Here is a 25974-nt window from a genome sequence, read left to right as displayed (position 1 = left end):
CAGAGGCATCCGGTTGGTCTGGCTAGACGTACTGGCGCACGCAATTGCGTCCCGCATGCTTGGCGGCATAGAGGGCTTCGTCCGCCTGCTTGGCCAGCGTGGGCATCTCCTGTCCGGGCTGCAGTTGCGCCACGCCGGCACTGAAGGTGCAGCTGAGTTCCTTGGGCGGCGCCGGATAGTGGATCTCGGCGAAGCGCTGGCGGATCTCGTCGATCAGGCGAGTGGCGGTGGCCAGGTCGGTATCGGGCAGCACGATGGCGAATTCCTCGCCGCCATAGCGGCCGATATGGTCGGACTTGCGCAGGCGCTGCTTGAGGAACAGCGCCAGGCTCTTGATCACCCGATCGCCCATGGGGTGGCCGTAGTGGTCGTTGACCTGCTTGAAGTGGTCGATGTCCAGCATGGCGAAGGTGATCGGCCGCTGGCTGCGCCGCGCGCGGAAGCAGGCGTCTTCGAGCAGCTGCAGGGTGTGGGTGTGGTTGTACAGGCCGGTGAGGCTGTCCTGGACGATGCGCGCCTGCAGGCTGCGCGCCCGGGCGGCGCGGGTGCGCACCGTGGCGATCAGGTGGCGTGGCTTGATCGGCTTGGTGAGGAAGTCGTCGCCGCCCTCGCTCATGGCGTCCAGCTGCTTGTCGAGGTCGTCCTCGGCCGACAGATAGATGATGGGCACGCTGACATAGCGTTCGTGCTGACGGATGACCTTGGCCAGCTCGGTGCCGGTGCACTCGGGCATGTACATGTCGAGGATGATCAGGTCGGGCACGAATTCGGCCAGGTGCGCCATCACCGCGCCGGGCTGCATCAGGGTGCGGGTGACGATCCCGGCGCTGTTGAGCGCCATTTCCGTGGCCATGGCCTGGGCGCGAGAGTCGTCCACCACCAGGGCGCGGATCGGATCGTAGTAGACGGTGCGGGTGAGGGTCTCGATCTTTTCCAGCAGCCGCGCCGAATCCAGGGTGCCGGTGTAGAACTCCTGACCGCCGGCGCGCACCGCGGCCAGGCGGAAGGGGGTGTCGGCTTCCTGGTGGCTGTAGAACAGTACCGGCAGCTTGCGCTCCAGACCGCTCTGGGCTTCCAGCGCCAGCTGGATGCCGGCGCCCGCGCCGCCGAAGTCCACGTCCATGACGATGACCGCCGGGTGACGGTTGTCCATCATCGCGCGGAAGTCGTCGGCGCCATGGATGATCTGGATGGTGACGCCGAAGTATTCCATCTGCTGCGCCAGCCGCTCGGCGCGCTCGCTGTCGAGCAGGGCGATGTAGATCGGCTTGCGCAGCGGCGGCAGGCTGGTGGTCTCCAGCTGGTCGCCCTGGCGCAGCCCGGTGCGCGACAGGCTCTGCATGGCCTGGCTGAGTTCGGTGATGGCCTGGCTGTTGAGGCGACCGCGATTGGCGGTGACCTGGGCCAGGGAGGCACCGATGGCCTCGGCGAGTTCGGCATGGCCCTGCTGCTCGAAGCGCTTGGCATATTGCAGCAGGCGCGCGTTGGCGTCGGTCAGCTCGACCAGGCTGCCGGCCGTCCACTCGTCTCGCTGCAGCCGTTGCCAGATCTCCAGTACCTGGCGCGACTGGTGGATGACCCGTTGCGCGAAGTGCAGCTTGAGGCGGTCCCGGCTCGGATCATCTGGTTCGCTCACGAATTGTTCCGTCATTCTTGAGATGGTGGCCCTATGCTACCAATTGCTGGCTGGCAGGGGAGAGGCGGTACCCTGGTTAGCGGCGGCTATGCCGCTCGCATGGACACTGTCGGTCGCTTCTGGAGTAGCGTCCGTCGCCTGTTACCCTAGTCTCGAAAGCGGCTGTCCAGATGCGTCGTGCCCGCACTGCCGGCGATGGCGGCGCAACCGGCGTCGCCGGCGGGGGTCCAAGCGCCAACATCTTTGAAATCATTGCAAGGAATTGCCCATGCGGGAGTGGAACTTGAGGTCGGGATGGCTCCGGCTGGTGGCAGTGCTGATCGCACTCTACCTGCTGGTCACCCTGGCGATAGGCTGGTACTGGAGTCGCGAACCGGATTTCTTCCCGGTGCAGCAGCATGCCCAGGAGGCGGCCACGGCCAGTGGCCGCAAGCTGGTGCTCGGCTACACCACGGTCGAGACCCTCAAGCAGGTGGCCGGCACCCTGCTGGACAAGCCGGGCGGCTATCTCTCCAACGACATCTTCCCGCCGGGCCTCTGGCTCGACGACATGCCGTCCTGGGAATACGGCGTGCTGGTGCAGACCCGCGATCTGGCGCGCGCCCTGCGCAAGGACTTCGCCCGTTCCCAGTCGCAGTCCACCGAGGACGTCGATCTGGCCCAGGCCGAGCCGCGCTTCAACTTCGACAACCACAGCTGGGCCATGCCCTCGTCGGAGTCGGAATACCGCGCCGGCATCGCTTCCCTGGATCGCTACCTGGCGCGCCTGGGTGGCCAGAATGCCCAGGGCCAGCCCACCGCCTACTTCTATTCGCGCTCGGACAACCTGCGCAACTGGCTGGGTGACGTCGAGACTCGCCTGGGTTCGCTGTCCCAGCGGCTGTCCGCCAGCGTCGGCCGGGTACGCCTGGACGCCGAGGTACGGCCGAACCAGGACATTCCCGCCGGCCAGGTGCCGGAAGTGCACGAGCAGCGCGTCGAGACGCCCTGGCTGCAGATCGACAATGTCTTCTACGAGGCCCGCGGTCAGGCCTGGGCGCTGTCGCACATCCTGCGCGCCATCGAGGTGGACTTCGCCGACACCCTGGCCAAGAAGAACGCCACGGTGAACGTGCGCGAGATCATCCGCGAACTTGAGGCGGCGCAGCAGCCGGTCTGGAGTCCGATGATCCTCAACGGCAGTGGCTTCGGCATCCTGGCCAACCATTCGCTGGTGATCGCCAACTACATCTCCCGCGCCAACGCCGCGATCATCGACCTGCGCCAGTTGCTGGAACAGGGCTGATGACACCGGACGCTCGCGAAGCGGCGCATCGCGCCGCCTCCGACCGGGAGCTGGTGGTCTGGGTCGATCGCGACGATCGCATCCAGGGTGAGGTGCCACGGGCGGAATTGCGTGCCCGCGGCCTGATCGGTCGCTGCACCTTCATCCTGCTGTTCAATGACCGCGGCGAACTCTGCGTGCACCGGCGCACCCTGAGCAAGGCGCTCTACCCGGGCTACTGGGACGTGGCCGCCGGCGGCATGGTGGCGCCGGGCGAGAGCTATGCGCAGTCGGCGGCCCGGGAGCTGGCCGAGGAACTGGGGGTCAGCGGCGTGCCCCTGCGCGAGCACGGCACCTTCTATTTCGAGGAGCCGGGCAATCGCCTCTGGGGCGGCGTGTTCAGCGCCCACTGGAACGGCCCGCTGCGGCTGCAGCCGGAAGAGGTACTGGAGGCCCGCTTCCTGGCTCCGGCGGCGATTCTCGCCGAGGCTTGTCAGCAGCCCTATTGCCCGGATTCGCTGGAGGCCCTGCGCCTGGCCATCAGCCGGGCAGATGTCGCATCCCTGCCTTAATTTCTCGCATTCGCGCCTTAGCATCCGTGGGCGATGCTGCTACATTGCGCGGCCCCGGACCAGCGTGGCCCGTGCCGGCCGGCGCTGTATCCAAGGTTTCCTCCAGGCGCCCGGCGTCTGAACCAGACTGGGAGGACCGTCCCCTGAGCAAGAAAACCTCGTCGCTGGCGGATCTCAGCCGGCTGGTGTACTCCACCGACGTCGGCCGCATTCGCCCGGAAGAACCCCAGGCACCGGTCCCGACCGGCGACGGCATCGCCCGGGTCCGGCGCGAGACCAAGGGCCGTGGCGGCAAGACGGTGACCACGGTCAGCGGCGTCCCCCTGGACGAGGAAGCACTCAAGGACCTGGCCAGCGCGCTCAAGCGCCGCTGCGGCACCGGCGGGGCGCTCAAGGATGGCGTCATCGAGATCCAGGGCGACCATGTCGACCTGCTGCTCGGCGAACTCGAAAAACGCGGCTTCAAGACCAGGCGGTCGGGCGGCTAGGCCAGGCCTTCCAACCTCCGCGTACAACTTACCGCCCCTGGCGGCGGTCCATCCAAAGCAAGATTCCCTACAGGAGATTCCCGCGAATGTCCCCACGACGCACGCGCAAAGATGACGGCAGCCAGTGGACCGTGGCGGACAGCCGCAGCGTCTATGGTATTCGCCACTGGGGTGCCGGCTACTTCGCCATCAGCGATGCCGGCAACGTCGAAGTCCGCCCCCATGGCCCGGACGGCCAGCCGATCGACCTCCATGTGCTGGTCGGCCAGCTGCGCGAAGCGGGGCTGTCGCTGCCGCTGCTGGTGCGTTTCCCCGACATTCTCCAGGGCCAGGTGCGCCACCTGACCGGTGCCTTCGATCGCAACATCGAGCGCCTCGACTACCAGGGCCGCTACACCGCCCTCTATCCGATCAAGGTCAACCAGCAGGAAGCGGTGGTGGAAAACATCATCGCCACCCGCGACGTCTCCATCGGTCTGGAAGCCGGTTCCAAGCCGGAGCTGATGGCGGTGCTGGCGTTGGCGCCCAAGGGCGGCACCATCGTCTGCAACGGCTACAAGGACCGCGAATTCATTCGCCTGGCGCTGATGGGCCAGAAACTGGGCCACAGTGTCTTCATCGTCATCGAGAAGGAATCCGAGGTCCCGCTGGTGATCGAGGAGGCGGCCGAGCTCAAGGTCACGCCCCAGGTCGGCCTGCGGGTGCGGCTGTCGTCCCTGGCGTCGAGCAAATGGGCCGACACCGGTGGCGAGAAGTCCAAATTCGGTCTCTCCGCGGCTCAGTTGCTGTCGGTGATCGAGCGCTTCCGCGCCGCCGGCCTGGAGCAGGGCGTGCGCCTGCTGCACTTCCACATGGGTTCGCAGATCGCCAACCTGGCCGACTATCGCCAGGGCTTCCGCGAAGCCATCCGCTACTATGCCGAGCTGCGCGCCCTGGGCCTGCCACTGGATCACATCGACGTCGGTGGCGGTCTGGGCGTGGACTACGACGGCACCCATTCGCGCAATGCCAGCTCGATCAACTACGACATGGACGACTACGCCGGTACCGTGGTCGGCATGCTCAAGGAATTCTGCGACCAGCAGGAATTGCCGCATCCGAACATCTTCTCGGAAAGTGGCCGCGCCATGACCGCGCACCACGCCATGCTGGTGATGCAGGTCACGGACGTCGAGCGCCACAACGACAGCGTGCCGGCCAGCGAGCGCTTCGAAGGCAAGGCCGAGGTGGTCCAGTGGCTGGCCGAACTGCTCGGCGACACCGATCCGGAGATGGTCACCGAGACCTACTGGCGCGCCACCCAGTACGTCAGCGAAGCCGCCGCCCAGTACGCCTCCGGCACCCTGAGCCTGAGCGACAAGGCGCTGGCCGAGCAGTGCTACTTCGCCATCTGCCGCCGCCTCTACAACCAGCTCAAGGCACGCCAGCGCTCCCATCGCCAGGTGCTCGACGAGCTCAACGACAAGCTGGCCGACAAATACATCTGCAACTTCTCGGTGTTCCAGAGCCTGCCCGATACCTGGGCCATCGACCAGATCCTGCCCATCGTGCCCCTGACCCGCCTGGACGAGGAGCCGGTGCGCCGTGCCGTGCTGCAGGACCTGACCTGCGACTCGGACGGCAAGATCAAGCAGTACGTCGACGAGCAGAGCATCGAGACCAGCCTGCCGGTGCACGAGGTGCGCGAAGGCGAGGACTATCTGCTGGCGGTGTTCCTGGTGGGCGCCTATCAGGAGATCCTCGGCGACATGCACAACCTGTTCGGTGACACCGACTCGGTGAACGTCTACCAGGACGCCGACGGCAGCGTGCGCCACGGCGGCATCGAGACCCACGACACCATCGAGGACATGCTCAGGTACGTGCACCTCTCGCCCGAGGAACTGATGACCTACTACCGCGACAAGGTCGCCAGCGCGCGCCTCACCGCGCGCGAACGCACCCAGTTCCTCGACGCCATGCGCCTGGGCCTAACCCGTTCCTCCTATCTCGCCAGCTAAGAAGCCGCTCACGATCTGCTGCGCGTCGGCCAAGCGGCGTTGAAAATGCCTTCGAAATGCTCATTTACTATCTGTAAATTCCGCTTTCTCCGGCATTTTCGTCTTGCTTGGCTCTAGCTCGCGAGATCGTGAACAGCTTCTGACGAAGCGAACCCTGGCGGCGGGGCGGGCTCTATAGCCTTGCCGTCAGGATGAGAGGAGGCAGTTATGAAGGGGCGCATGGCGCTGTTGTTGGTGGGCGGTCTGCTGCTGGCCGGCTGCGGCAAGGTCAATCAGGAAAACTATTCCCGGCTCAAGGCCGGCCAGACCAAGGCCGAGGTGGAGCAGGTCCTGGGTGCACCCACGGAATGCGCGGGCGCCCTGGGCGTCACCACCTGTACCTGGGGCGATCGCGGCTCCTTCATCAGCGTGCAGTATCTCAACGACAAGGTGGCGATGTTCGCCGGGCAGGGTCTGCGATGAAAACCTCTACCAAGATTCTACTGCTGGCGGGCGCCGCCGGACTGCTCGCGGCCTGCGCCAGCGGTCCGCGCGAGGTCCCGCCGCTCACCGCGGGCAATGTCGATCTGCAGCGTTACCAGGGCCAATGGTACGAGGTCGCGCGGCTGCCGATGTTCTTCCAGCGCAAGTGCGCCCAGTCCGACGCCAACTATCACGTCATGGCCGATGGCTCGGTGGCCGTGTTCAATCGCTGCCGCACCCTGGACGGCAAGGTCCAGGAAGCTACGGGTACCGCCACCCCGATCAAGCCGGGCGTGACCGATCGCCTGGAAGTGCGTTTCGACACCTGGTTCAGTGGCGTGCTGCCCAATGTGGCCAAGGGACCCTACTGGATCCTCTATGTCGATGACGACTACAAGACCGCCCTGGTCGGCAGCCCGGATCGCAAGTACCTCTGGTTGCTGGCGCGCAAGCCCGAGATTTCCTCGGCGCAGAGCGAGAAGCTGCTGCGTATCGCCCGCGAGAAAGGCTACAACCTCAATCGTCTGGTCTGGCGCGAGACCGACGCCCACATGCCCTAGGCCTCAGGAGCACCCCCGTGAAACTCTGGACCGACGCCTTTTCCGATAACGCCTTCATGCCCAAGCGCCACGAATTCGACGTGGCCGATTTCGGCGCCCACGGAGAGAACATCTCGCCCGCCTTGCAGTGGGCCGATCTACCCGCCGATACCAAGAGCCTCGCGCTGACCGTTTACGATCCCGATGCCCCTACCGGTAGCGGTTTCTGGCACTGGGTGGTGGTCAACATCCCGGTCGGCACCCGGGGTCTGGCGGAAGACGCCGGTCGCGCCGATGGTTCGGGCCTGCCCGCAGGTGCGCTGCAGCTGATCAACGACTACGGCACCCGTGGCTTTGGTGGCGCGGCGCCGCCCAAGGGCGACAAGCCGCACCGCTATATCTTCCAGTTGCATGCGCTCAAGGTCGATCAGCTGCCGGTGCCGGCGGACGCCACCAATGCGGTCGGCCGCTTCATGATCCACCTCAACCAGCTGGCTTCGGCCACCTACACCGGTCTCTACGAGATCAAGTGAGGCAGCGGGCGGACGGGCTAGAACTCGTCCGTCGAGATCGCCAGGCGGATGCCTGCCGCACGCATCTCGGCCAGGAACGCCTCGCCCTGGGCTTCGAAGCCCGGCACCGAATGACTGCAGTCGGTGAGCAGCACCAGGTCCTGGCGCCGCTCCCGCGGCCAGTATTCCAGCAGATCGCGCAGGGTACTGGCCACGCAGTGTGACAGCGCCTCGCCCGCCACCAGCAGGGTGTCGGCGGACTGCAACCGGGCAATCAGTCCGGCGTCCACTACAGTGCCCGGGTCCGCCGGATCCAGGACCTCGGCGCGCAGGGCCGAATAATGTTCGGTGTGGGGATTGCCGCCCTTGGCGATGAATTCCACCAGGCGTCCCTGCTGCCGTCCCCAGCCATTGAGCGCCTGGTGCACATCCTGGTGTACGCCATGGCCCCAGCCACCCACCAGGCAGTGCTCCGGCCAGATCACCAGGCGATAGCGACCCCCGGCCTCCAGGGCCTGCACATAGGCCAGCGCACGGGTGTGCTCGGCCGGATCGCGGGTCTGCCAGCGACCGCTGGCCACGTCGTCCGCGCTGATCTGGGTAAAGGGCGCCGGCGGCCCGCCCCGGGCATCCTGCCAGCCGTGCGGGTGGGCGATGTGCAGCGGCTGGTGGGAATCCAGGGTCACCCGGACCGCGGTGAGTCGGGCACCCAGGCGTTCGATCAGGGCGGCGACACGCTGCAGCCCGGCTACTGCGCCGGGCACCGGCAGGGCTGCCCCCGGCAGGTCGCAGAAATCGTTTTGCGGATCGATCAGCAGCAAGTGCAGCTTGGCATGGGGCATGGCGATCTCCTTGGTGACGGGCTGTCGATGGTGCGGGCGCCGCTGGACGCGAGGCAAGCCCGGGCAGCGTGGAAACCCGGTAAGGTGCAGGTCTATGATGAAGGGGCCGACCCTGCCCCGCGGAGCGCGACATGCTGAATCTGTACCCGGAAATCAAGCCTTACGCCCGCCACGAGCTGGCCGTCGAAGTCCCCCATGTGCTCTATGCCGACGAAAGTGGCTCGCCGGATGGTCTGCCGGTGCTGTTCATCCATGGCGGACCCGGCTCCGGATGCGATCGCCTGAGCCGGCGCTTCTTCGATCCCAATCTCTATCGCATCGTCACCTTCGATCAGCGCGGCTGTGGTCGCTCCATCCCCTATGCCAGCCTGGAGAACAACACCACCTGGCACCTGGTCGAGGACATCGAGCGCCTGCGCGAGCACCTGGGCATCGAGCAGTGGGTACTGTTCGGCGGCTCCTGGGGCTCCACCCTGGCCCTGGCCTATGCCCAGCGCCATCCCGAGCGGGTCAAGGCCATGGTCCTGCGCGGCATCTTTCTCTGCCGCCCGGTGGATCTGCACTGGTTCTACCAGGAAGGCGCGAGCCGACTCTTTCCCGACTTCTGGCAGGACTATCTGCATCCCATCGCCGAGGAAGAACGCGGCAATCTCATTCAAGCCTACTATCGCCGCCTGACCGGCCCGGACGAACTGGCGCAGATGTCCGCCGCCCGCGCCTGGTCCTGCTGGGAGGGCCGTACGGTGACCCTGAGGCCCAATCCCGACGTGCTGGAGAAATTCAGCGAGCATGCCCTGGCCATTGCCCGTATCGAGTGCCACTACTTCATCAACGCTGCCTTTCTCGAACCCGACCAGCTCTTGCGCGACATGCCCAGGATCGCCCATATCCCGGCGGTAATCGTGCACGGCCGCTATGACATGGTCTGTCCCCTGGACAATGCCTGGGCCCTGCACCACGCCTGGCCGGGCAGCGAATTGCAGATCATCCGCGACGCCGGTCATGCGGCCAGCGAGCCCGGTATCTGCGACGCCCTGGTGCGGGCGACCGACCAGATCGCCCGTGAACTGCTCGATCTGCCCCAGGAGGCCGAGTGAAGGCGCTGCTGCAAAGGGTCATCAGCGCCAGCGTCGAGGTGGAGGGAGAGACGGTCGGCGCCATAGGCCCGGGGCTGCTGGTCTTTGTCGGCATCGAACCCGCGGATGACGAAGCGGCCTGTGCTCGGATGCTCAAGCGGCTGCTGGAATACCGGGTATTCGCCGACGGCGAACAGCGCATGAATCTGTCCCTGCAGGATGTCGGCGGCGGTCTGCTGCTGGTCTCCCAGTTCACCCTCGCTGCCGATACCCGCAGCGGGCGGCGGCCGAGCTTTTCCACCGCCGCGCCTCCGGCCCAGGGCGAACGGCTGTTCGGTCACCTGGTGGGCCTCGCCCGTGATCTCCAGCCCGAGGTCCAGACCGGGCGTTTCGGTGCGGACATGCAGGTTTCCCTGGTCAACGACGGACCGGTGACATTTTTATTGTCGATTTAGTGAGGGCGCCCCTTACAGCGCCCTGCCAAGTGTCTATGATTGCGCAGTTCGAGTTTGAACGGTCGTCCAACTGGGGAATCATTGACCCCCGAGGGAGTCGGACCACTGCCTATCCGTTTCGCGACTACCCGTCGCCAAACGTATTCGTACGCTGATTTAGGAGGCTGCGTGTTATCTCATTCCAAAGTTAAGCCGGGCAAGCAGGGCTTCGCCCTGATCGGGCTCTCCGTCGCACTGGGTCTGTTCAGTGCCCAGGCCCTGGCCTTCAGCCTGGACGACGTGGCCGCCAAGGCCAAAGAACTCTCCGGCCAGAAGTTCGTCGCGCCCAAGAGCAACCTGCCCGCATCCTTCAGCGGCATGAAGTATGCCGACTATCAGCAGATCACCTTCAATCAGGACAAGGCCTACTGGAAGGACGCCAAGACGCCCTTCCGGCTGAATTTCTATCACGAGGGCATGCACTACAGCGTGCCGGTGAAGATCAACGAGGTCACCGCCAACAACGTCGAAGAGATCAAATACGATCCCTCGATGTTCAACTTCGGCAATCTGCAGATCGATCAGGCCCAGCTCAAGGATCTCGGCTTCGCCGGATTCAAGGTGCTCTATCCGCTGAACAAGGCGGACAAGCATGACGAGCTGATGACCATGCTCGGCGCCAGCTATTTCCGCGTGATCGGCAAGAACCAGGTCTATGGCCTGTCCGCCCGTGGTCTGGCCATCGACACCGCCCTGCCGTCCGGCGAGGAGTTCCCGCGCTTCACCGAGTTCTGGGTCGAACAACCCCAGTCGGATCGTCGCAACCTGGTGATCTATGCACTGCTCGATTCGCCGCGGGCCACCGGTGCCTATCGCTTCGTGCTGACGCCTGGCAAGGACAGCACCGTCGACGTCGAAGCCAAGGTGTTCCTGCGCGACAACGTCAACAAGCTCGGCATCGCGCCGCTGACCAGCATGTACCTGTTCGGTCCCAACCAGCCGAGCGCCCAGGTCAACTATCGTCCGGCCCTGCACGACTCCAATGGCCTGGCGATCCACGCCGGCAACGGCGAGTGGCTGTGGCGTCCGCTGAACAACCCGCGTCGGCTCTCGGTCAGCACCTACACCATCGAGAATCCGCGTGGTTTCGGTCTGCTGCAGCGCGGTCACGAGTTCTACAAGTACCAGGACCTGGACGAGCGCTACGACAAGCGTCCCAGTGGCTGGGTCGAGCCCAAGGGCGACTGGGGCAAGGGTCATGTCGAACTGGTGGAAATCCCCACCCCGGACGAGACCAACGACAACATCGTGGCCTTCTGGACGCCGGACACCCTGCCGGAGAAGGGCCAGCCGATCGATGTCAGCTATCGCCTGCACTTCACCACCGACGAACCCAACCTGCACACCAAGGACCTGGCCTGGGTCGCTCAGACGCGCCTGTCCACCGGCGATGTGCGGCAGTCCAACCTGGTCCGTCAGACCGATGGCAGCCTGGCCTACATCATCGATTTCGAAGGGCCGAATCTCGACGATCTGCCCGAGGATTCGCAGGTCGGCTCCCAGGTCAGCCTGGACGCCAACGGTGAACTGGTCGAGAACTCTGTGCGCTACAACCCGGTTACCAAGGGCTATCGTCTGACCTTGAGACTCAAGGTCAAGGATCAGACCAAGCCGGTGGAAATGCGCGCCAACCTCGCCCAGGGTGACAAACCGCTCAGCGAAACCTGGACTTACCAGCTACCTGCCAATGAATAACACCACCCGCGATACCTCGGTCGCCGCCACTGGCGACTACCTCGAACACCTGCCGTTGCCTACCGGGCAGCGGCAGGGGCTGGACCAGACGGCCGATGTCGAGTCGCTGCACCGGCAACTGGCCGGTGCCCGCGGCGAGGGCGCCCAGGGCGCCGACGCGGTGATCGCCTCCACCGAGGCACGCCTGGCCGCCGGTTGGGACGAGACGCTGGACGACGGCGAGCTGCTGGGCAGCGATGCCCAGGGGCGTGTCTTCATCCAGGCCACCCCGCCCATGACCCGCTCCATGATGGTGCCCGATCCCTGGCGCACCAATCCCGTGGCGCGGAGCTGGAAGCGTCTGCTCGGCCGCAAGGACCACAGTCGCTGGCAGCCCGATCCCGAAGCCGATGCCCATGCGCACTGGCGCAAGGTGGGTTCCTTCCGGCGCTTCATCCTGCTCATCCTGATGCTGGTGCAGACCGGCATCGCCACCTGGTACATGAAGGCCGTGCTGCCCTATCAGGGCTGGGCGCTGGTCGATCTCAGCGAGGTCTACCGCCAGGGCTGGGGCGAGTCCATCCGCCAGGTGCTGCCCTATGTGGTGCAGACCAGCATCCTGTTGCTCTTCGCCCTGCTGTTCTGCTGGGTCTCCGCCGGTTTCTGGACCGCCCTGATGGGCTTCTGGCAACTGCTCAGCGGACGTGACAAGTACAGCATCTCGGCCAGCTCCACCGGCACCGAGCCGATCGATCCCCAGTCGCGTACCGCCCTGGTGATGCCCATCGCCAACGAAGACGTGCCGCGGGTCTTTGCCGGTCTGCGCGCGACCTACGAGTCGGTCCGCGCCAGCGGCGAGCTGGAGCACTTCGATTTCTTCATCCTCAGCGACAGCAACGACCCCGACAAATGCGTGGCCGAAGAGAAGGCCTGGCTGGAGCTGTGCCGCGAGGTCGGCGGCTTCGGACACATCTTCTATCGTCGCCGCCGCCGTCGGGTGAAGCGCAAGAGCGGCAACATCGACGACTTCTGCCGTCGCTGGGGCAGCCAGTACAAGTACATGGTGGTGCTCGACGCCGACAGCGTGATGAGTGGCGAATGCCTGTCCAGCCTGGTCCGGCTGATGGAAGCCAATCCCCGTGCCGGCATCATCCAGACCGCGCCCAAGGCGTCCGGCATGGATACCCTGTACGCGCGTCTGCAGCAGTTCGCCACCCGGGTGTACGGACCGCTGTTCACCGCCGGCCTGCACTTCTGGCAACTCGGTGAATCCCACTACTGGGGCCACAACGCCATCATCCGGGTTAAGCCGTTCATCGACCATTGCGCCCTGGCTCCGCTGCCGGGCACGGGTTCGTTCGCCGGTGCGATTCTCTCCCACGACTTCGTCGAAGCCGCCCTGATGCGGCGCTCCGGCTGGGGCGTGTGGATCGCCTACGACCTGCCGGGCAGCTACGAAGAACTGCCGCCCAACCTGCTGGACGAACTCAAGCGTGACCGCCGCTGGTGCCATGGCAACCTGATGAACTTCCGGCTGTTCCTGGTCAAGGGCATGCACCCGGTGCACCGTGCGGTGTTCCTCACCGGGGTGATGTCCTATCTGTCGGCGCCGCTGTGGTTCCTCTTCCTGGTGCTGTCCACGGCGCTGCTGGCGATCCACAAGTTGCTGGAGCCCCAGTACTTCTTCCAGCCTCGCCAGCTGTTTCCGGTCTGGCCCCAGTGGCATCCGGAGCAGGCCATAGCCCTGTTCTCCACCACCCTGATCCTGCTGTTCCTGCCCAAGCTGCTCAGCGTGGTGCTGATCATCGCCAAGGGCGCGAAGGAATTCGGCGGTGGGTTGCGGCTGTTCCTTTCCATGATGCTGGAGATGCTCTTCTCGGTGCTGCTGGCACCGGTACGGATGCTCTTCCACACGGTGTTCGTGACGGCCGCCTTCCTTGGCTGGTCGGTGCAGTGGAATTCGCCCCAGCGGGACGACAACGACACGCCCTGGAGCGAAGCCTTCCGCCGCCATGGTTCGCAGATGCTGCTCGGCCTGATCTGGACCGCCGGCGTGGCCTGGCTGGACCCGCGCTTCCTCTGGTGGCTGTCGCCCATCGTGGTGTCGCTGATCCTGTCGGCGCCGGTGTCGGTGATCTCCAGTCGGACCAACCTGGGGCTGGGCAGTCGTCGTCATCATCTGTTCCTGATCCCGGAAGAGTACGCACCGCCGCGCGAACTGGTGGCGACCGACGAGTACCTGCACCTGAACAACCGCAACGCCCTGACCAAGGGCTTCCTGCGCGCCACTGTCGATCCGGTGCTCAATGCCCTGGCCATCGGCATGGCCCGCGGTCGCCATGGCAAGGTAGTGGAGCCGGCCCGTCGGCTGCGCGAAGAGCGGGTGGCGCGGGTCCTGGCCGCCGGTCCCGAGAAGACCAAGGGCGACGACCAGTGGCGTCTGCTCAGCGATCCGGACGGCATGGCGCAACTGCACCTGCAGGTCTGGAAGGCCGAAGAGCACCGCAACTGGCGAGAAGCCTATGCCACCCTGCGGCCACGCTCCCACAGCGATTCCGCTACGGATGCCCCAGCCAGTCCGGCCAGCATGACCCCGCGGCCCGCCTCCTGAGGAGGCGCTCCGCCCACGAAAAAGCCCCAGTGTCGCAGGACACCGGGGCTTTTTCTTGTCCGTGATCCGGCTAGAACAGGCGGGCGAGGAGGGCGGGTACCGCGTTCTCGACGCGCAGGATGCGTTCACCGAGCTGCACGGGCGCCAGGCCCGCTTCCTGCAGCTTCTCGACCTCGTAGGGTATCCAGCCACCCTCGGGCCCGATCGCCAGCGTCACGGGCTCGTCGAGGGCACGAGGGCAGGCGGGATAGCTGCCCGGATGCCCGACCAGGCCACGGGTGCCGGCGGCGAGTGCGGGCAGGCGATCCTCGACGAAGGGCTTGAATCTCTTTTCGATCAAAACCTCCGGCAGCACCGTGTCCCGGGCCTGCTCCAGCCCGAGACGCAGTTGCTCCTCGATGGCCTCGGGCGCCAGGAACGGCGTCTGCCAGAAGCTCTTTTCCACGCGATAGCTGTTGAGCAGTACCAGTCGCGCGACGCCCATGGCGGACACGGTCTGCAACACCCGGCGCAGCATCTTGGGGCGGGGCAGGGCCAGCAGCAGGGTGAGCGGCAGCTTGGCCGGCGGCGGCTGATCGAGGGTGACGTTCAGGCAGGCCTGGCCGGCATCGAGGGACTCGATGTGGCCGGTACCCATCAGGCCGTTCAGCAGGCCAACGCGCATCCGGTCGCCGGCGGCCGCCTGGTGGACCTCGCGCAGATGGGCAAGACGGCGCGGATCGCGCAGCACGACCCGGTCAGCGTCCGTGAAGTCGGCCGCCTCGAGCAGGATCAGATTCACGGGCGTTCGGCGGGCGGCTGGGCGTCGGGACTGGCATCTTCGTCGCTGAGCGGGCGCTCGCGCTTCTGCACGAAGCGACCGAACAGCAGGCCGATCTCGAACAGCAGCCACATGGGCACGGCCAGCATGGTCTGGGAGAAGACATCCGGCGGGGTCAGGATCATGCCGACCACGAAGCAGCCGATGATGACGTAGGGGCGGATCTTCTTCAGGTAGGCGACGTCGACCACGCCGATCCAGATCAGCAGCACGGTGGCCACCGGAATCTCGAAGGCCACGCCAAAGGCGAAGAACAGCGTCAGGATGAAATCCAGGTAGGCATTCAGATCCGGCATCATCACGGCGCCTTCCGGCGTGATGCTGCTGAAAAAGTGGAAGATGATCGGGAACACCAGGAAGTAGGCGAAGGCCATGCCGGTGTAGAACAGCACGATGCTGGAGATCAGCAGCGGGATGGCGACCTTCTTCTCGTGACGATAAAGACCCGGCGCGATGAAGCCCCAGACCTGGTGCAGGATCACCGGCATGGCGATGAACAGCGACACCACCAGGGTCAGCTTGAAGGGTGCGAGGAACGGCGAGGTGACGTCCGTGGAGATCATGGTCGCGCCTTCGGGAAGGACGCGGCGGATCGGCTCGGAAGCGAAGGCATAGATCTTCTGGGCGAAGTAGAACAGGCCGAGGAAGATCAGAAAGGTCGCCAGCACGCATCTGAGGATACGGGTGCGCAATTCGGTGAGGTGCGAGACCAGGGGCATTTCCTGGTCATCGTGTTCGGAGGGCTTGTCGCTCATGGTGCTCTTGGCGGCGTCTGGGGCGGATCCTGCGGGCGTTCGGCAACCACGTCCTGAGGCATGGGCGGAGTAGCGGCGGCGGGCGGTGTCTGGACCTCCGGCGTGGAAGCGGCAGGCTTGGGCCGGTTGTCGCGCTGTTCCATGGACAGGATATGCTCGTTGCGCAATTGCTGGCGAATTTCGTCAGCGCCGATCTCGCGCTCCACTTCCTGGCGGATGCTGTTGAAGCTGCGCCTCAGGCGACCGATCCACAGCCCCGCGGTGCGTGCGGCACCCGGCAGGCGTTCCGGGCCCAGCACCAGCAGGGCGACGAACCCCACCAGCATCATTTCGGGAAAGCTGATTCCGAACATGGCGGGGCCTTAGTCCTTGCGTACCACCGGCTCTTCGACCTTGCGGTGCTCGGCGTCGAAGGTCTGGGGGCGATTCAGGGGAGCATTCGGGTTGGCCGTGCTGGTGGTAGGCGTCGGCTGTTCGGCCTTGTCGTCCTCGTCGGTGTGCATGGCCTTGCGAAAGCCCTTGATGGCCTCGCCCACGTCGGAGCCCAGATGCTTCAGGCGTTTGGTGCCAAAGACGATCACCACGACGAGCAGGATGACGATCCAGTGTTTCCAGTCGAAGATACCCATGGTCTTTCCTCGTTGCGAAGCTTGGGGTCAGGATTGAGTGCGGGCGGCCTTTTCGGCGTGCCCGGAGAGGCCGAAACGACGATCCAGTTCGTCCAGCACGGCCTGGGGATGCTGGCCGAGGGCCGAGAGCATGATCAGGCTGTGGAACCAGAGGTCGGCGGTCTCGTAGATGACGTCGTCGTACTGCTGGCTGATGGCGGCGTCTTTCGCCGCGAGAATGGTCTCGACGCTTTCTTCGCCGACCTTTTCTAGGATCTTGTTCAGGCCCTTGTGATAGAGGCTGGCCACATAGGAGGAATCCGGGGCGGCCTGCTTGCGTTCTTCCAGCACCTGCGCCAGACGCGTTAGGGTGTCAGTCATGGCCGTGCCCTCCGGCATAGATCGCTTGGGGATCCTTGACCACCGGGTCGACGGTCGTCCACTCGCCATCGCGCAGCACGCGATAGAAGCAGCTCTCCCGACCGGTGTGGCAGGCGATGCCGCCAAGTTGCTCCACCTGCAGCACCACCACGTCGGCGTCGCAATCCAGGCGCAGTTCGATGACGCGCTGTACGTGACCGGACTCCTCGCCCTTGCGCCACAGGCGGTTGCGCGAGCGCGACCAGTAGACTGCACGGCCTTCGGCGGCGGTCAGGGCCAGGGATTCGCGGTTCATCCAGGCCATCATCAGGATGCGCCCCGAGGTGGGGTCCTGGGCGATGGCCGGTACCAGGCCGTCGCTGTTCCAGTGGATCTCGTCTAACCAGTCGCTCATGAGTCTGTTCAATACTACGAATTAGGGTACAGGGCTCTGTCCGAAAATTGCCTGCGCTCGGTCATGTGGCGTTAAAAATCCGTTCGGAATGCTCATTTACCGTTCGTAAACTCCGCTTCCTCACGAATTTTTGCCTTGCCTGACCTTCGCTCGGCGACTTTTCAGACAGGCCCTAGCCTCGCACAAGACGCAACTCGAATACAGCGGCAGGGCACCAGTGGCTGAGGGCGTGTATTTCGCCCGATAAAAATGACAGGACGGTTACAGCTTAAGGAGTTCAGCGCCTGATCACCAGAACCAGGCCGCCGACCAGCATGGCCCAGGCCGGCCAGGCGTGGGGCTGGGGATCGAGACCCAGCTGTGCCGCACCCACCAGCAGGACCGCACCGACCACCCGCACGATCCAGTCGTCGTTGCGTCTGCCCCAGGGATTGGGTGGATCCTTGCGATGCGGCTGGGTAATGCGTTCCAGGGTATCGCGCGCCATCTGCGCCAGATGGGGGATCTGCTCCAGTTGCTGCTGGATATTGCGGGCGACCTGCGGCGGACTCAGCCGCTTGCGCATCCACTTTTCCAGGTAGGGCTTGGCGGTGGACCAGAGATCCAGGTCCGGATAGAGCTGGCGGCCCAGGCCTTCGATGTTGAGCAGGGTCTTCTGCAGGAGCACCAGTTGCGGCTGGATCTCCATGTTGAAGCGGCGCGCCACCTGGAACAGCCGCAACAGCAGCTGGCCGAAGGAAATGTCCTTGAGCGGCTTCTCGAAGATGGGTTCGCAGACGGTGCGGATGGCCGCTTCCAGTTCGTTGACCTGGGTGTTGGCCGGTACCCAGCCGGAGTCGATGTGCAACTGCGCGACCTTGCGGTAGTCGCGCTGGAAGAAGGCCCAGAGGTTGCGCGCCAGATAGTCCTGGTCCTCGGGGGTCAGGCTGCCGATGATGCCGCAGTCCACCGCGATGTAGAGCGGATCCCAGGGCTTGGCGGTGCTGACGAAGATGTTGCCCGGGTGCATGTCGGCGTGGAAGAAGCTGTCGCGGAAGACCTGGGTGAAGAAGATCTCCACCCCTCGCTCGGCCAGCAGCTTGAAGTCGGTGCCCTGGTCGCGCAGGGCGGCCAGGTCGGTTACCGGGATGCCGTAGATGCGCTCCATGACCAGCACCCGCTCGCGGCACCAGTCCCAGTACACCTGGGGCACATAGAGGCGCTCGGAGCCGTCGAAATTGCGTCTGAGCTGGCTGGAGTTGGCCGCTTCGCGCAACAGGTCCAGCTCGTCGTAGATGGTCTTCTCGTAGTCGCTGACCACGTCCATCGGGTGCAGGCGGCGGGCTTCGGCGGACAGCCGTTCGGCCAGGCGCGCCAGCAGGAACAGCCAGGCGATGTCCTGGCTGATGATGTTCTTAAGCCCCGGGCGCACCACCTTGACCACCACCTCTTCGCCAGTCCGCAGCTGGGCGGCATGGACCTGGGCCACCGAGGCCGAGGCCAGCGGCTGGTGATCGAAGCGGGCGAAGGCCTGCTTGATGGGTACGCCAAGCTGGGACTCGATGAGCGCCACGGCCTTTTCCGGCGGAAAGGGCGGGACCTTGTCCTGCAGGAACATCAGTTCGTCGGCGATATCCTCCGGCATGAGGTCGCGCCGGGTGGAAAGGATCTGCCCGAATTTGACGAACACCGGTCCCAGACCTTCCAGCGCCAGGCGCAGACGGGCGCCGCGCGGCAGGGTCTTGCTCGGACGTGGCAACCAGCGCCAGGGCAGCACGTAGCGGGTGGCACGCAGGTACCAGGGCAGCGGCAGGGCATAGACGATGTCGTCAAGCCGATAGCGGATGACCACGAAGAAGATCCGCAACAGGCGGTTGAGGGCAGCGAACAGCTTCATTCGTCGGGGTTATCCCTGGTGTTGCGGGCGGTGCCCAGGCGGGCGAGACGGGCGTCGAGACGATCCACGTCCAGGCGCAGGGCATCGATCTCGGCGAAGCGGGCCTCACCTTCGAGACGACCCACCAGCTGGCGGCTCTCCTCGTTCAGCCAGTTGGACAGCGTCAGTTGCAGGCTGTCACGGCTCTGTCCACCGAGCGCCTGGCCGCGCCGGGCCAGATCGCCCAGCAGCGCCGCCGGCAGCGGGCCAAGCCAGCGACTGACCTCGTGCTGCCAGTCCAGCTCCAGCTTCTGCAGGATGTCGGCCAGCTCGATCAGCAGGGTGCTGTCGCCTTCCAGACGCACGTCCGGCTGGTGCAGCACCCGCTGCTTGTCACGGGCCAGGGCCAGTTCGGCCAGACGTGTCGCCGGGGCACTCAGGGTGCAGTCGATATCGCCTTCGTGATGGGCGGCGAAATGCAGGCCGTCACCGGCGGGCAGGACGTACAGGCGCAGCGCCGGTTGCCGGGTCTGCACCGCGATCACCCGGCCGGTCAGGCCGGCCAGCCGCGGCAAGGCCACGGGGTCGAGCGCCAGTAGCGGATTCAGGCCACGCTCAAGCGCGGCCAGCAATGCCTGGGTGACGAGGGCCATCAGGGCTTGATGCCGCGATGCAGGGCGACCACGCCGCCGGTCATGTTGTGGAAGGTGACCCGGGCGAAACCGGTCTCTTCCATCATGGCCTTGAGGGTCTGCTGATCGGGGTGCATGCGGATGGATTCGGCCAGGTAGCGATAGCTTTCGGCGTCACCGGCCACCAGCTTGCCCATCAAGGGCAGGAAGCCGAAGGAGTAGGCGTCATAGGCCTTGGACACCAGCGGATTGGTGGGCTTGGAGAACTCCAGCACCAGCAGCCGGCCACCCGGCTTGAGCACGCGCAGCATCGAGGCCAGGGCCTGGTCCTTGTGGGTGACGTTGCGCAGGCCGAAGGCGATGGTGATGCAGTCGAAATGGTTGTCGGGGAAGGGCAGCTTCTCGGCATCCGCCTGGACGAAGCGCACATTGCTGGCGACGCCTTCGTCGAGCAGGCGGTCGCGGCCGACCCGGAGCATGGAATCGTTGATGTCGGCCAGGACCACCTCGCCGGTGGGGCCGACCAGGCGGGCGAACTGCTTGGTCAGGTCGCCGGTGCCGCCAGCGATGTCCAGCACGCGGTTGCCGCGGCGCACGCCGGAGAGCTCGATGGTGAATCTCTTCCACAGCCGGTGGATGCCCGCCGACATCAGGTCGTTCATCACATCGTACTTGGCCGCCACCGAATGGAAGACCTCCGCGACCTTGTAAGCCTTCTGGCTCTCCGGAACGCTCTGGTAGCCGAAGTGGGTCTGGGATTCGGCCTCGGGGCCTTTGCGCGGATCGCTCATGGGGCTACACCTGGGACAGGGACAAGAGGGCATTCTAGCAGGCCGATCGCCCGGCATGCCCGGCTAAAACCGGGGCTGACCGCTCGGTTCTCGCGATTGGCGACGTGGCGGGCCCTCGCTATAGTCAGGGCCCCTTATCCGGAGTTCCCCGATGTCCCAGATCACCATCGAACGCAGCCATTCGCTTGGCTTGGAAGGCGTTCGCCAGAAGGCCGATCAACTGGCCGAAAAACTCACGCGTGACTATGGGGTGGCCTGCGCCTGGGAAGGCGATACCCTGACATTCACGCGCAGCGGCGTGGATGGACGGATCGAGGTCGGTGAAGACCGGGTGCGGATGCTGGCGACCCTGGGCATGATGTTCTCGATGCTCAGTGGCCAGATCGAGAAAGAGATCGAGCGCAAGCTGGACAAGGCCCTGGCGGCCTGAGCCAGGGCTAGAGCATCAGCTTGACCGCGCTGACGTGTGGGTCCCGCGTCTTGCCGGCGCGGGCCAGCTGCTCCAGGTAGTCGGCCCAGAGTTCGTCGCGGCGACTGCCTAGTTCATAGAGATAGTCCCAGCTGAACAAACCACTGTCGTGGCCGTCATCGAAGGTCAGCTTGATGGCGTAGCGCCCCGCCGGTTCGACGGCGCTGATGCCGACCTGCTGCTTGCCCCACTGCAATACCGGATTGCCGTGTCCCTGGACCTCGGCCGAAGGCGAGTGCACCCGCAGGAATTCGGCGGGCAGCTCGAAGGTTTCCGTGCCATAGCTGACGCTGAGGGTCTTGGAAGCCTTGTGGAGCTGGATGGCGGTTGGGGTACGCATGGCAACTGATCTCGCGGGAGAAGCCGGCGCCCAGCGGCGCCGGCAGTATCGTCACAGTATATAGCGAGACAGGTCTTCGTCCTGCGCCAGTTCGCCCAGGTGGCCGTTCACATAGGCCGCGTCGATGACGATGGGCTCGCCATTCTGCTGGCCAGCGAGGTCGGCGGCGCTGAAGGACACCTCTTCCAGCAGGCGTTCCAGCAGGGTGTGCAGGCGCCGGGCACCGATGTTCTCGGTCTTCTCGTTGACCTGCCAGGCGATCTCGGCGATGCGGGTGATGCCGTCGGCGGCGAATTCCACCAGCAGCCCCTCGGTCTTGAGCAGTTCGCGATACTGCTCGGTGAGGGAGGCATGCGGCTCGGTGAGGATGCGCTCGAAGTCCTGCGGGGTCAGCGCCTTGAGTTCGACGCGAATCGGCAGACGACCCTGCAGCTCCGGCACCAGATCGCTGGGCTTGGACAGGTGGAAGGCGCCCGAGGCGATGAACAGGATATGGTCGGTCTTGACCATGCCCAGCTTGGTGTTGACGGTGCAGCCTTCGATCAGCGGCAGCAGGTCACGCTGCACACCCTCGCGGGAGACATCGGCACCGCTGGTGTTGCCACGCTTGGCGACCTTGTCGATCTCGTCGATGAAGACGATGCCGTGCTGCTCGACGGCTTCCAGGGCGCGGCCCTTGAGTTCTTCCTCGTTGACCAGGCGCGCGGCTTCTTCGTCGCGCACCAGCTTGAGCGCTTCCTTGACCTTGAGCTTGCGCTGCTTGGTCTTGCCCTTGTGCATGCCGGCGAAGAGATTCTGCAGTTGGCTGGTCATCTCCTCCATGCCGGGCGGGGTCATGATCTCGACGCCAGCGGGGGCATCGGCCACCTCGATGTCGATTTCCTTGTCGTCCAGCTGGCCTTCGCGCAGGCGCTTGCGGAACAGCTGACGGGTGTTGCTATCGGTCGATGCCGGCTGGGGCTCGTTGCTGAAGCCCACCGACGGCCGCGCCGGCGGCAGCAGGGCATCGAGGATGCGCTCTTCGGCGGCGTCTTCGGCGCGATGGCGGTTACGCACCATTTCCTGTTCGCGCAGCATCTTCACCGCGGCGTCGGCGAGGTCACGGATGATGGACTCGACGTCGCGGCCGACATAGCCGACCTCGGTGAACTTGGTGGCTTCCACCTTTAGGAAGGGCGCATTGGCCAGCTTGGCCAGGCGCCGGGCGATTTCGGTCTTGCCCACACCCGTGGGACCTATCATCAGGATGTTCTTGGGGGTGACCTCGGGACGCAGCTCGACGGGCAGCTGCATGCGCCGCCAGCGGTTGCGCAGGGCGATGGCCACGGCGCGCTTGGCGTCGTCCTGGCCGATGATGTGGCGATTGAGTTCGTGGACGATCTCGCGGGGGGTCATGGACATGGGCAGTCTCTAAACCGGATCACGCCTGGGGCGCGTCCAGCTCCTCGATGGTCAGGTTGCGGTTGGTGAACACGCAGATGTCACCGGCGATATTCAGGGAGGTCTCGGCGATCTCGCGGGCACTGAGGTCGGTGTGCATGAGCAGGGCGCGAGCGGCGGCCTGGGCATAGGCACCACCGGAGCCCATGGCGATCAGGCCTTCTTCGGGTTCCACCACGTCGCCGTTGCCGGTGATGATCAGGGAGGCGTCCTTGTTGGCGACCGCCAGCATGGCTTCCAGACGGCGCAGGGCACGGTCGGTACGCCAGTCCTTGGCCAGCTCGACGGCGGCGCGGACCAGGTGGCCCTGGTGCTTCTCGAGTTGCGCCTCGAAGCGCTCGAAAAGGGTGAAGGCGTCGGCGGTACCGCCGGCGAAACCGGCCAGCACCTCGCCCCGGTACAGCCGCCGGACTTTCTTGGCGTTGCCTTTCATGACGGTGTTGCCCAGGGAAACCTGGCCGTCGCCGCCGATCACGACCTTGCCGTTGCGGCGTACAGAAACGATGGTGGTCAAGGGAATCTCTCCGCGTTGCTTGGGGCGTCGGCCCCGGTTAAGCGGAGATATGGGGATGGCCGCGGCGCCCTTCAAGCGTCGCGGCGGGGGGATTCGGCAGGTGAGAGTCTGTTCACGGCCTCGCGAGCTAGAGCCAAACCAGGCGAAAGTTCTCGAGGAAGCGCAGTTTACGCGTGGTAAATGAGCATTCCGAGAGAGTTTTCAACGCCGTTTGGCCGACGCGCAGCAGGCCATGGGCAGACTCTTTAGTGACCGCGTCGCTGCTGCAGCAACAGATTCTTGAAGCCGCTGCCGGCGAGCTGTTTCTGCGCCTGGGTCAGCTGGTCGCGATCGCTGTAGGGACCGACCAGTACCCGGTACCAGGTGTCGTCCTTGACCTTGCCCGATTCCACGCGCACGTCCTGGCCGAGCATGATGATCTGGGCGCGGACCCGGTCGGCATCGGCCTGGGTGCGGAAGGAGCCGGCCTGGAGGAAGAACAGGGTTACCGGCGGCTGGGCCTTGGTGGTGGCTTCCTTGGGCGGCGTGGCGGCCGGCTGGCCCGGGGTGGTCGCGGGCGTGGCCGACGTCGCGGTCGCCGGCTGGCCGGGTTGCGCCGGGGTCGCGGCGGCATCCGCTTTGGCCGGGGTGGTCGGCTTGGCGGCCGGATTGCGCGGCACGGCATCCGGCGGCACGATCACCTCGGATTCGGGCAGCAGGGTATAGAAATCGTACTTGGGCTTGATCGGCGTGGGCGGCGTACCCTCGGTCTTGCCGGTAGCGGTCGACGACTTGCCATTGCCCGCCGTGGCGGCCGGGCGGCCTTCTTCCGGCTTGGCACGCTGCACCGCCTTGTTGCCTGGTTCGAGCTTCATCAGGAACACCACGAAGGCCCCGATGGCCAGACCCGACGCAAGCCAGACCCAGCCGGGCAGGGGCTGTTTCTTGGGAGTCGAGGTGTTGCGACTGGCGCCGCGCTTGGGTGGGGCTTTCTTGGTGGCCATCAGGCGGTGATCCGTCTCTTACATGCGTTCCAGGGTGTGCAGGCCGAGCAGTTCCAGACCCTGCTTGAGGGTGCGCCCGGTGAGGGCGGCCAGCCGCAGGCGGCTCTGGCGCAGCGCGGGGTCCTCGGCGGTCAGGATCGGGCAGTTCTCGTAGAAGCTGGAAAACAGGCCGGCCAAGTCATAGAGGTAGCTGCACAGCAGGTGCGGGGTACCCTTGTCGGCAACGCTGGCGAGGATTTCGCCGAATTGCGCCAGGCGACCGCCCAGATCCTGCTCCTGCGGGGCATCCAGGCGGATGCTGCCGGCGGGTTCGCTCTGCTCGGCCTTGCGCAGCACGCTGGCGACGCGGGTGTAGGCGTACAGCAGATAGGGCGCGGTATTGCCCTCGAAGCTGAGCATCTGCTCGAAGTTGAAGCTGTAGTCGCTGGTGCGGTGCTTGGACAGGTCGGCGTACTTGACCGAGGCGATGCCTACCACGCGGCCGATATGGCGCAATTCGTCCTCGCTGAAGGGTGCCTCGCCACGCTCGGCGCGACCGGCATTGCGCTCCTTGACCAGCTGGTAGGCACGTTCCTCGGCTTCGTCAAGCAGGTCGACCAGCTTGACGGTACCGCCGTCGCGGGTCTTGAACGGGCGACCGTCGGCACCGTTCATGGTGCCGAAGCCCATGTGCTCGAGTTGCATGGTCGGCGCGACGAAGCCGGCGCGGCGCGCCACCTCGAAGGCCATCTGGAAGTGCAGGGCCTGGCGCTGGTCGACGAAGTAGAGCGCCCGATCGGCGTGCAGCTGGCGGCTGCGGTAGCGCATGGCGGCCAGGTCGGTGGTGGAATAGAGATAGCCGCCACCGGCCTTCTGCACGATCACCGGCAGCGGATTGCCCTCGGCGTTCTTGAATTCGTCGAGAAAGACGCAGCGGGCGCCGTCGCTCTCGGTAAGCAGGCCGGCGGCGTCCAGATCGCTCACCACCTGGGCCAGGTCGTCGTTGTAGGCGCTCTCGCCCTTGACGTCGGCCGGGGTCAGGCAGACGTTGAGGCGGTCGTAGACTTCCTGGCAATGGGACAGGGAAACGGCATTGAAGCGTTCCCAGAGCCGCAGGCAGTGGGCATCGCCGGCCTGCAGCGCCACCACCAGTTCGCGCGCGCGGGCGGCGAATTCCGGCGAGGCGTCGAAGCGACCCTTGGCGGCGCGATAGAACACCTCGAGATCGGCCAGCTCGCCTTCGGCGGCTTGCGGCTGCTCTTCCATGTAGGCCAGAAGCATGCCGAACTGGGTGCCCCAGTCACCCACGTGGTTCTGGCGGATCACTTCGTCGCCGAGGAATTCCAGCACCCGCGCCACGGCGTCCCCGATGATGGTGGAACGCAGGTGACCGACGTGCATTTCCTTGGCCAGGTTCGGCGAGGAGAGGTCCACCACCACGCGCTGACGCGGCTCGTGCCTGGGCACCCCCAGATGCGGATCGGCGAAGGCGGCATCCAGGCGCGCGGCCAGTTGCGCGTGATTCTGGAAGAAATTGAGAAAGCCGGGTCCGGCGATTTCCACCTTGCTGACCGCCGGATCGGCGGGCAGGGCGGCGAGCAGCTTTTCGGCCAGATCGCGGGGTTTGGCGCGGGCCGGCTTGGCCAGCAGCAGGGCGACGTTGCTGGCGAAGTCGCCGTGGCTCTTGTCCTTGGTGTTTTCGACCTGGATGGCCGGAGCCACGTCGGCCGGCAGGGTGCCGTCGGCGATCAGGCGGTCGAGGGCGTGCTGGATGAGCTGGCGGATGCTGTCTTTCATGATCATTGGCCTTCGGCGTGCGCCGAGCGCGCACTGCGATGAAAAC

General features: G+C 65.5%; 28 protein-coding genes. 12 read left to right on the top strand and 16 right to left on the bottom strand.

Annotation, left to right across the window (positions count from 1 at the left end; genetic code table 11):
- Positions 1 to 22: 22 nt before the first annotated feature.
- Positions 23 to 1636: a PleD family two-component system response regulator gene (locus AABM56_RS19985; protein ID WP_133861523.1), complete on the bottom strand. Its 1614-nt coding sequence runs from the start codon at positions 1634 to 1636 to the stop codon at positions 23 to 25.
- Positions 1637 to 1904: 268 nt separating this feature from the next.
- Between AABM56_RS19985 and AABM56_RS19980 the strand changes: the two genes are divergently transcribed.
- The 7 genes from AABM56_RS19980 to AABM56_RS19950 all read left to right on the top strand — a co-directional run bounded on the left by AABM56_RS19980 (position 1905) and on the right by AABM56_RS19950 (position 7494).
- Positions 1905 to 2921: a DUF2333 family protein gene (locus AABM56_RS19980; RefSeq protein ID WP_133861522.1), complete on the top strand. Its 1017-nt coding sequence runs from the start codon at positions 1905 to 1907 to the stop codon at positions 2919 to 2921.
- Positions 2921 to 3472, top strand: coding sequence for an NUDIX hydrolase (locus tag AABM56_RS19975; protein ID WP_263259276.1), 552 nt, complete (start codon positions 2921 to 2923; stop codon positions 3470 to 3472). The genes AABM56_RS19980 and AABM56_RS19975 overlap by 1 nt, the downstream gene beginning before the upstream one ends.
- Positions 3473 to 3615: 143 nt before the next feature.
- Positions 3616 to 3960 carry a translation initiation factor Sui1 gene (locus AABM56_RS19970; RefSeq protein WP_133861520.1) on the top strand — a complete coding sequence of 115 codons (345 nt, stop codon included), beginning with the start codon at positions 3616 to 3618 and terminating at the stop codon, positions 3958 to 3960.
- Between the two features lie 86 nt (positions 3961 to 4046).
- Positions 4047 to 5960, top strand: a complete 1914-nt coding sequence (gene speA, locus AABM56_RS19965; RefSeq protein ID WP_133861519.1) for an arginine decarboxylase — start codon at positions 4047 to 4049, stop codon at positions 5958 to 5960.
- A 207-nt stretch (positions 5961 to 6167) separates the two neighbouring features.
- Positions 6168 to 6422 carry a hypothetical protein gene (locus AABM56_RS19960; RefSeq protein WP_133861518.1) on the top strand — a complete coding sequence of 85 codons (255 nt, stop codon included), beginning with the start codon at positions 6168 to 6170 and terminating at the stop codon, positions 6420 to 6422.
- Entirely contained in the window at positions 6419 to 6982 is a 564-nt protein-coding gene (locus tag AABM56_RS19955; RefSeq protein WP_133861517.1) for a lipocalin family protein, read from the top strand. The genes AABM56_RS19960 and AABM56_RS19955 overlap by 4 nt, the downstream gene beginning before the upstream one ends.
- 17 nt (positions 6983 to 6999) lie before the next feature.
- Positions 7000 to 7494, top strand: coding sequence for a YbhB/YbcL family Raf kinase inhibitor-like protein (locus AABM56_RS19950; RefSeq protein WP_252977208.1), 495 nt, complete (start codon positions 7000 to 7002; stop codon positions 7492 to 7494).
- A gap of 17 nt (positions 7495 to 7511) precedes the next feature.
- Here AABM56_RS19950 and AABM56_RS19945 read toward each other — a convergent pair whose 3' ends face one another.
- Entirely contained in the window at positions 7512 to 8315 is an 804-nt protein-coding gene (locus AABM56_RS19945; protein WP_187980391.1) for a hypothetical protein, read from the bottom strand.
- A 131-nt stretch (positions 8316 to 8446) separates the two neighbouring features.
- Here AABM56_RS19945 and pip point away from each other — a divergent pair, with 131 nt between their 5' ends.
- From pip to mdoH, 4 genes are all read left to right on the top strand, one after another.
- The gene (pip, locus tag AABM56_RS19940; RefSeq protein WP_263259277.1) at positions 8447 to 9412 is read left to right on the top strand and encodes a prolyl aminopeptidase; all 966 of its coding nucleotides are present in this window, start codon (positions 8447 to 8449) and stop codon (positions 9410 to 9412) included.
- Entirely contained in the window at positions 9409 to 9846 is a 438-nt protein-coding gene (dtd, locus tag AABM56_RS19935; protein ID WP_187980389.1) for a D-aminoacyl-tRNA deacylase, read from the top strand. The genes pip and dtd overlap by 4 nt, the downstream gene beginning before the upstream one ends.
- Before the next feature lie 216 nt (positions 9847 to 10062).
- Positions 10063 to 11580, top strand: a complete 1518-nt coding sequence (locus AABM56_RS19930) for a glucan biosynthesis protein G (RefSeq protein WP_173150387.1) — start codon at positions 10063 to 10065, stop codon at positions 11578 to 11580.
- On the top strand, positions 11573 to 14170 hold the full coding sequence (gene mdoH / locus AABM56_RS19925) for a glucans biosynthesis glucosyltransferase MdoH (RefSeq protein ID WP_347883657.1): 2598 nt from the start codon (positions 11573 to 11575) through the stop codon (positions 14168 to 14170). Before AABM56_RS19930 ends, mdoH begins: the two co-directional genes overlap by 8 nt.
- Positions 14171 to 14240: 70 nt before the next feature.
- Here mdoH and AABM56_RS19920 read toward each other — a convergent pair whose 3' ends face one another.
- The 9 genes from AABM56_RS19920 to ubiE all read right to left on the bottom strand — a co-directional run bounded on the left by AABM56_RS19920 (position 14241) and on the right by ubiE (position 20406).
- Positions 14241 to 14951 carry a 16S rRNA (uracil(1498)-N(3))-methyltransferase gene (locus AABM56_RS19920; protein WP_133861510.1) on the bottom strand — a complete coding sequence of 237 codons (711 nt, stop codon included), beginning with the start codon at positions 14949 to 14951 and terminating at the stop codon, positions 14241 to 14243.
- The gene (gene tatC, locus AABM56_RS19915) at positions 14948 to 15745 is read right to left on the bottom strand and encodes a twin-arginine translocase subunit TatC (RefSeq protein ID WP_133861509.1); all 798 of its coding nucleotides are present in this window, start codon (positions 15743 to 15745) and stop codon (positions 14948 to 14950) included. The genes AABM56_RS19920 and tatC overlap by 4 nt, the downstream gene beginning before the upstream one ends.
- A complete protein-coding gene (gene tatB, locus AABM56_RS19910; RefSeq protein ID WP_133861508.1) occupies positions 15742 to 16098 on the bottom strand; it encodes a Sec-independent protein translocase protein TatB in 357 nt (118 codons plus the stop codon). Before tatB ends, tatC begins: the two co-directional genes overlap by 4 nt.
- Positions 16099 to 16107: 9 nt before the next feature.
- Positions 16108 to 16374 carry a twin-arginine translocase TatA/TatE family subunit gene (locus tag AABM56_RS19905; RefSeq protein WP_059230854.1) on the bottom strand — a complete coding sequence of 89 codons (267 nt, stop codon included), beginning with the start codon at positions 16372 to 16374 and terminating at the stop codon, positions 16108 to 16110.
- Positions 16375 to 16401: 27 nt separating this feature from the next.
- Positions 16402 to 16734, bottom strand: a complete 333-nt coding sequence (locus AABM56_RS19900; protein WP_133861507.1) for a phosphoribosyl-ATP diphosphatase — start codon at positions 16732 to 16734, stop codon at positions 16402 to 16404.
- Positions 16727 to 17128, bottom strand: coding sequence for a phosphoribosyl-AMP cyclohydrolase (gene hisI, locus AABM56_RS19895; protein WP_133861506.1), 402 nt, complete (start codon positions 17126 to 17128; stop codon positions 16727 to 16729). Before hisI ends, AABM56_RS19900 begins: the two co-directional genes overlap by 8 nt.
- 277 nt (positions 17129 to 17405) lie before the next feature.
- The gene (gene ubiB, locus AABM56_RS19890) at positions 17406 to 19004 is read right to left on the bottom strand and encodes a ubiquinone biosynthesis regulatory protein kinase UbiB (protein WP_263259279.1); all 1599 of its coding nucleotides are present in this window, start codon (positions 19002 to 19004) and stop codon (positions 17406 to 17408) included.
- A complete protein-coding gene (locus AABM56_RS19885) occupies positions 19001 to 19636 on the bottom strand; it encodes an SCP2 domain-containing protein (protein WP_263259280.1) in 636 nt (211 codons plus the stop codon). The genes ubiB and AABM56_RS19885 overlap by 4 nt, the downstream gene beginning before the upstream one ends.
- A complete protein-coding gene (ubiE, locus tag AABM56_RS19880; RefSeq protein ID WP_017641038.1) occupies positions 19636 to 20406 on the bottom strand; it encodes a bifunctional demethylmenaquinone methyltransferase/2-methoxy-6-polyprenyl-1,4-benzoquinol methylase UbiE in 771 nt (256 codons plus the stop codon). The genes AABM56_RS19885 and ubiE overlap by 1 nt, the downstream gene beginning before the upstream one ends.
- A 151-nt stretch (positions 20407 to 20557) precedes the next feature.
- Here ubiE and AABM56_RS19875 point away from each other — a divergent pair, with 151 nt between their 5' ends.
- A complete protein-coding gene (locus AABM56_RS19875) occupies positions 20558 to 20836 on the top strand; it encodes a polyhydroxyalkanoic acid system family protein (protein WP_347883656.1) in 279 nt (92 codons plus the stop codon).
- A gap of 7 nt (positions 20837 to 20843) precedes the next feature.
- Here AABM56_RS19875 and AABM56_RS19870 read toward each other — a convergent pair whose 3' ends face one another.
- The 5 genes from AABM56_RS19870 to argS form a co-directional block, all read right to left on the bottom strand.
- On the bottom strand, positions 20844 to 21215 hold the full coding sequence (locus AABM56_RS19870; RefSeq protein WP_263259281.1) for a DUF971 domain-containing protein: 372 nt from the start codon (positions 21213 to 21215) through the stop codon (positions 20844 to 20846).
- A 51-nt stretch (positions 21216 to 21266) separates the two neighbouring features.
- Positions 21267 to 22616 carry an ATP-dependent protease ATPase subunit HslU gene (gene hslU, locus AABM56_RS19865; protein WP_042136625.1) on the bottom strand — a complete coding sequence of 450 codons (1350 nt, stop codon included), beginning with the start codon at positions 22614 to 22616 and terminating at the stop codon, positions 21267 to 21269.
- A 19-nt stretch (positions 22617 to 22635) separates the two neighbouring features.
- Positions 22636 to 23169, bottom strand: coding sequence for an ATP-dependent protease subunit HslV (gene hslV / locus AABM56_RS19860; RefSeq protein ID WP_017641034.1), 534 nt, complete (start codon positions 23167 to 23169; stop codon positions 22636 to 22638).
- A 245-nt stretch (positions 23170 to 23414) separates the two neighbouring features.
- Positions 23415 to 24152, bottom strand: coding sequence for an SPOR domain-containing protein (locus tag AABM56_RS19855; protein WP_133861501.1), 738 nt, complete (start codon positions 24150 to 24152; stop codon positions 23415 to 23417).
- An 18-nt stretch (positions 24153 to 24170) separates the two neighbouring features.
- Positions 24171 to 25928 carry an arginine--tRNA ligase gene (argS, locus tag AABM56_RS19850; RefSeq protein ID WP_263259282.1) on the bottom strand — a complete coding sequence of 586 codons (1758 nt, stop codon included), beginning with the start codon at positions 25926 to 25928 and terminating at the stop codon, positions 24171 to 24173.
- Positions 25929 to 25974: the final 46 nt, after the last annotated feature.

The sequence above is a fragment of the Pseudomonas aestiva genome, from assembly GCF_039908605.1.
GTDB classification, from domain to species: domain Bacteria; phylum Pseudomonadota; class Gammaproteobacteria; order Pseudomonadales; family Pseudomonadaceae; genus Chryseomonas; species Chryseomonas aestiva.
Note: the sequence above shows the minus strand (reverse complement) of the source record. Positions and strands in the feature narration are given on the sequence as shown.

Bases quoted from the DNA above. Each gene is read 5' to 3' on its own strand.
- AABM56_RS19980 (WP_133861522.1), top strand. From the start codon at position 1,905: ATGCGGGAGTGGAACTTGAGGTCGGGATGGCTCCGGCTGGTGGCAGTG.
- AABM56_RS19975 (WP_263259276.1), top strand. From the start codon at position 2,921: ATGACACCGGACGCTCGCGAAGCGGCGCATCGCGCCGCCTCCGACCGG.
- speA (WP_133861519.1), top strand. From the start codon at position 4,047: ATGTCCCCACGACGCACGCGCAAAGATGACGGCAGCCAGTGGACCGTG.
- AABM56_RS19960 (WP_133861518.1), top strand. From the start codon at position 6,168: ATGAAGGGGCGCATGGCGCTGTTGTTGGTGGGCGGTCTGCTGCTGGCC.
- AABM56_RS19955 (WP_133861517.1), top strand. From the start codon at position 6,419: ATGAAAACCTCTACCAAGATTCTACTGCTGGCGGGCGCCGCCGGACTG.
- AABM56_RS19945 (WP_187980391.1), bottom strand. From the start codon at position 8,315: ATGCCCCATGCCAAGCTGCACTTGCTGCTGATCGATCCGCAAAACGAT.
- pip (WP_263259277.1), top strand. From the start codon at position 8,447: ATGCTGAATCTGTACCCGGAAATCAAGCCTTACGCCCGCCACGAGCTG.
- mdoH (WP_347883657.1), top strand. From the start codon at position 11,573: ATGAATAACACCACCCGCGATACCTCGGTCGCCGCCACTGGCGACTAC.
- tatC (WP_133861509.1), bottom strand. From the start codon at position 15,745: ATGAGCGACAAGCCCTCCGAACACGATGACCAGGAAATGCCCCTGGTC.
- tatB (WP_133861508.1), bottom strand. From the start codon at position 16,098: ATGTTCGGAATCAGCTTTCCCGAAATGATGCTGGTGGGGTTCGTCGCC.
- AABM56_RS19905 (WP_059230854.1), bottom strand. From the start codon at position 16,374: ATGGGTATCTTCGACTGGAAACACTGGATCGTCATCCTGCTCGTCGTG.
- AABM56_RS19900 (WP_133861507.1), bottom strand. From the start codon at position 16,734: ATGACTGACACCCTAACGCGTCTGGCGCAGGTGCTGGAAGAACGCAAG.
- hisI (WP_133861506.1), bottom strand. From the start codon at position 17,128: ATGAGCGACTGGTTAGACGAGATCCACTGGAACAGCGACGGCCTGGTA.
- ubiB (WP_263259279.1), bottom strand. From the start codon at position 19,004: ATGAAGCTGTTCGCTGCCCTCAACCGCCTGTTGCGGATCTTCTTCGTG.
- AABM56_RS19885 (WP_263259280.1), bottom strand. From the start codon at position 19,636: ATGGCCCTCGTCACCCAGGCATTGCTGGCCGCGCTTGAGCGTGGCCTG.
- ubiE (WP_017641038.1), bottom strand. From the start codon at position 20,406: ATGAGCGATCCGCGCAAAGGCCCCGAGGCCGAATCCCAGACCCACTTC.
- AABM56_RS19875 (WP_347883656.1), top strand. From the start codon at position 20,558: ATGTCCCAGATCACCATCGAACGCAGCCATTCGCTTGGCTTGGAAGGC.
- AABM56_RS19870 (WP_263259281.1), bottom strand. From the start codon at position 21,215: ATGCGTACCCCAACCGCCATCCAGCTCCACAAGGCTTCCAAGACCCTC.
- hslU (WP_042136625.1), bottom strand. From the start codon at position 22,616: ATGTCCATGACCCCCCGCGAGATCGTCCACGAACTCAATCGCCACATC.
- AABM56_RS19855 (WP_133861501.1), bottom strand. From the start codon at position 24,152: ATGGCCACCAAGAAAGCCCCACCCAAGCGCGGCGCCAGTCGCAACACC.
- argS (WP_263259282.1), bottom strand. From the start codon at position 25,928: ATGAAAGACAGCATCCGCCAGCTCATCCAGCACGCCCTCGACCGCCTG.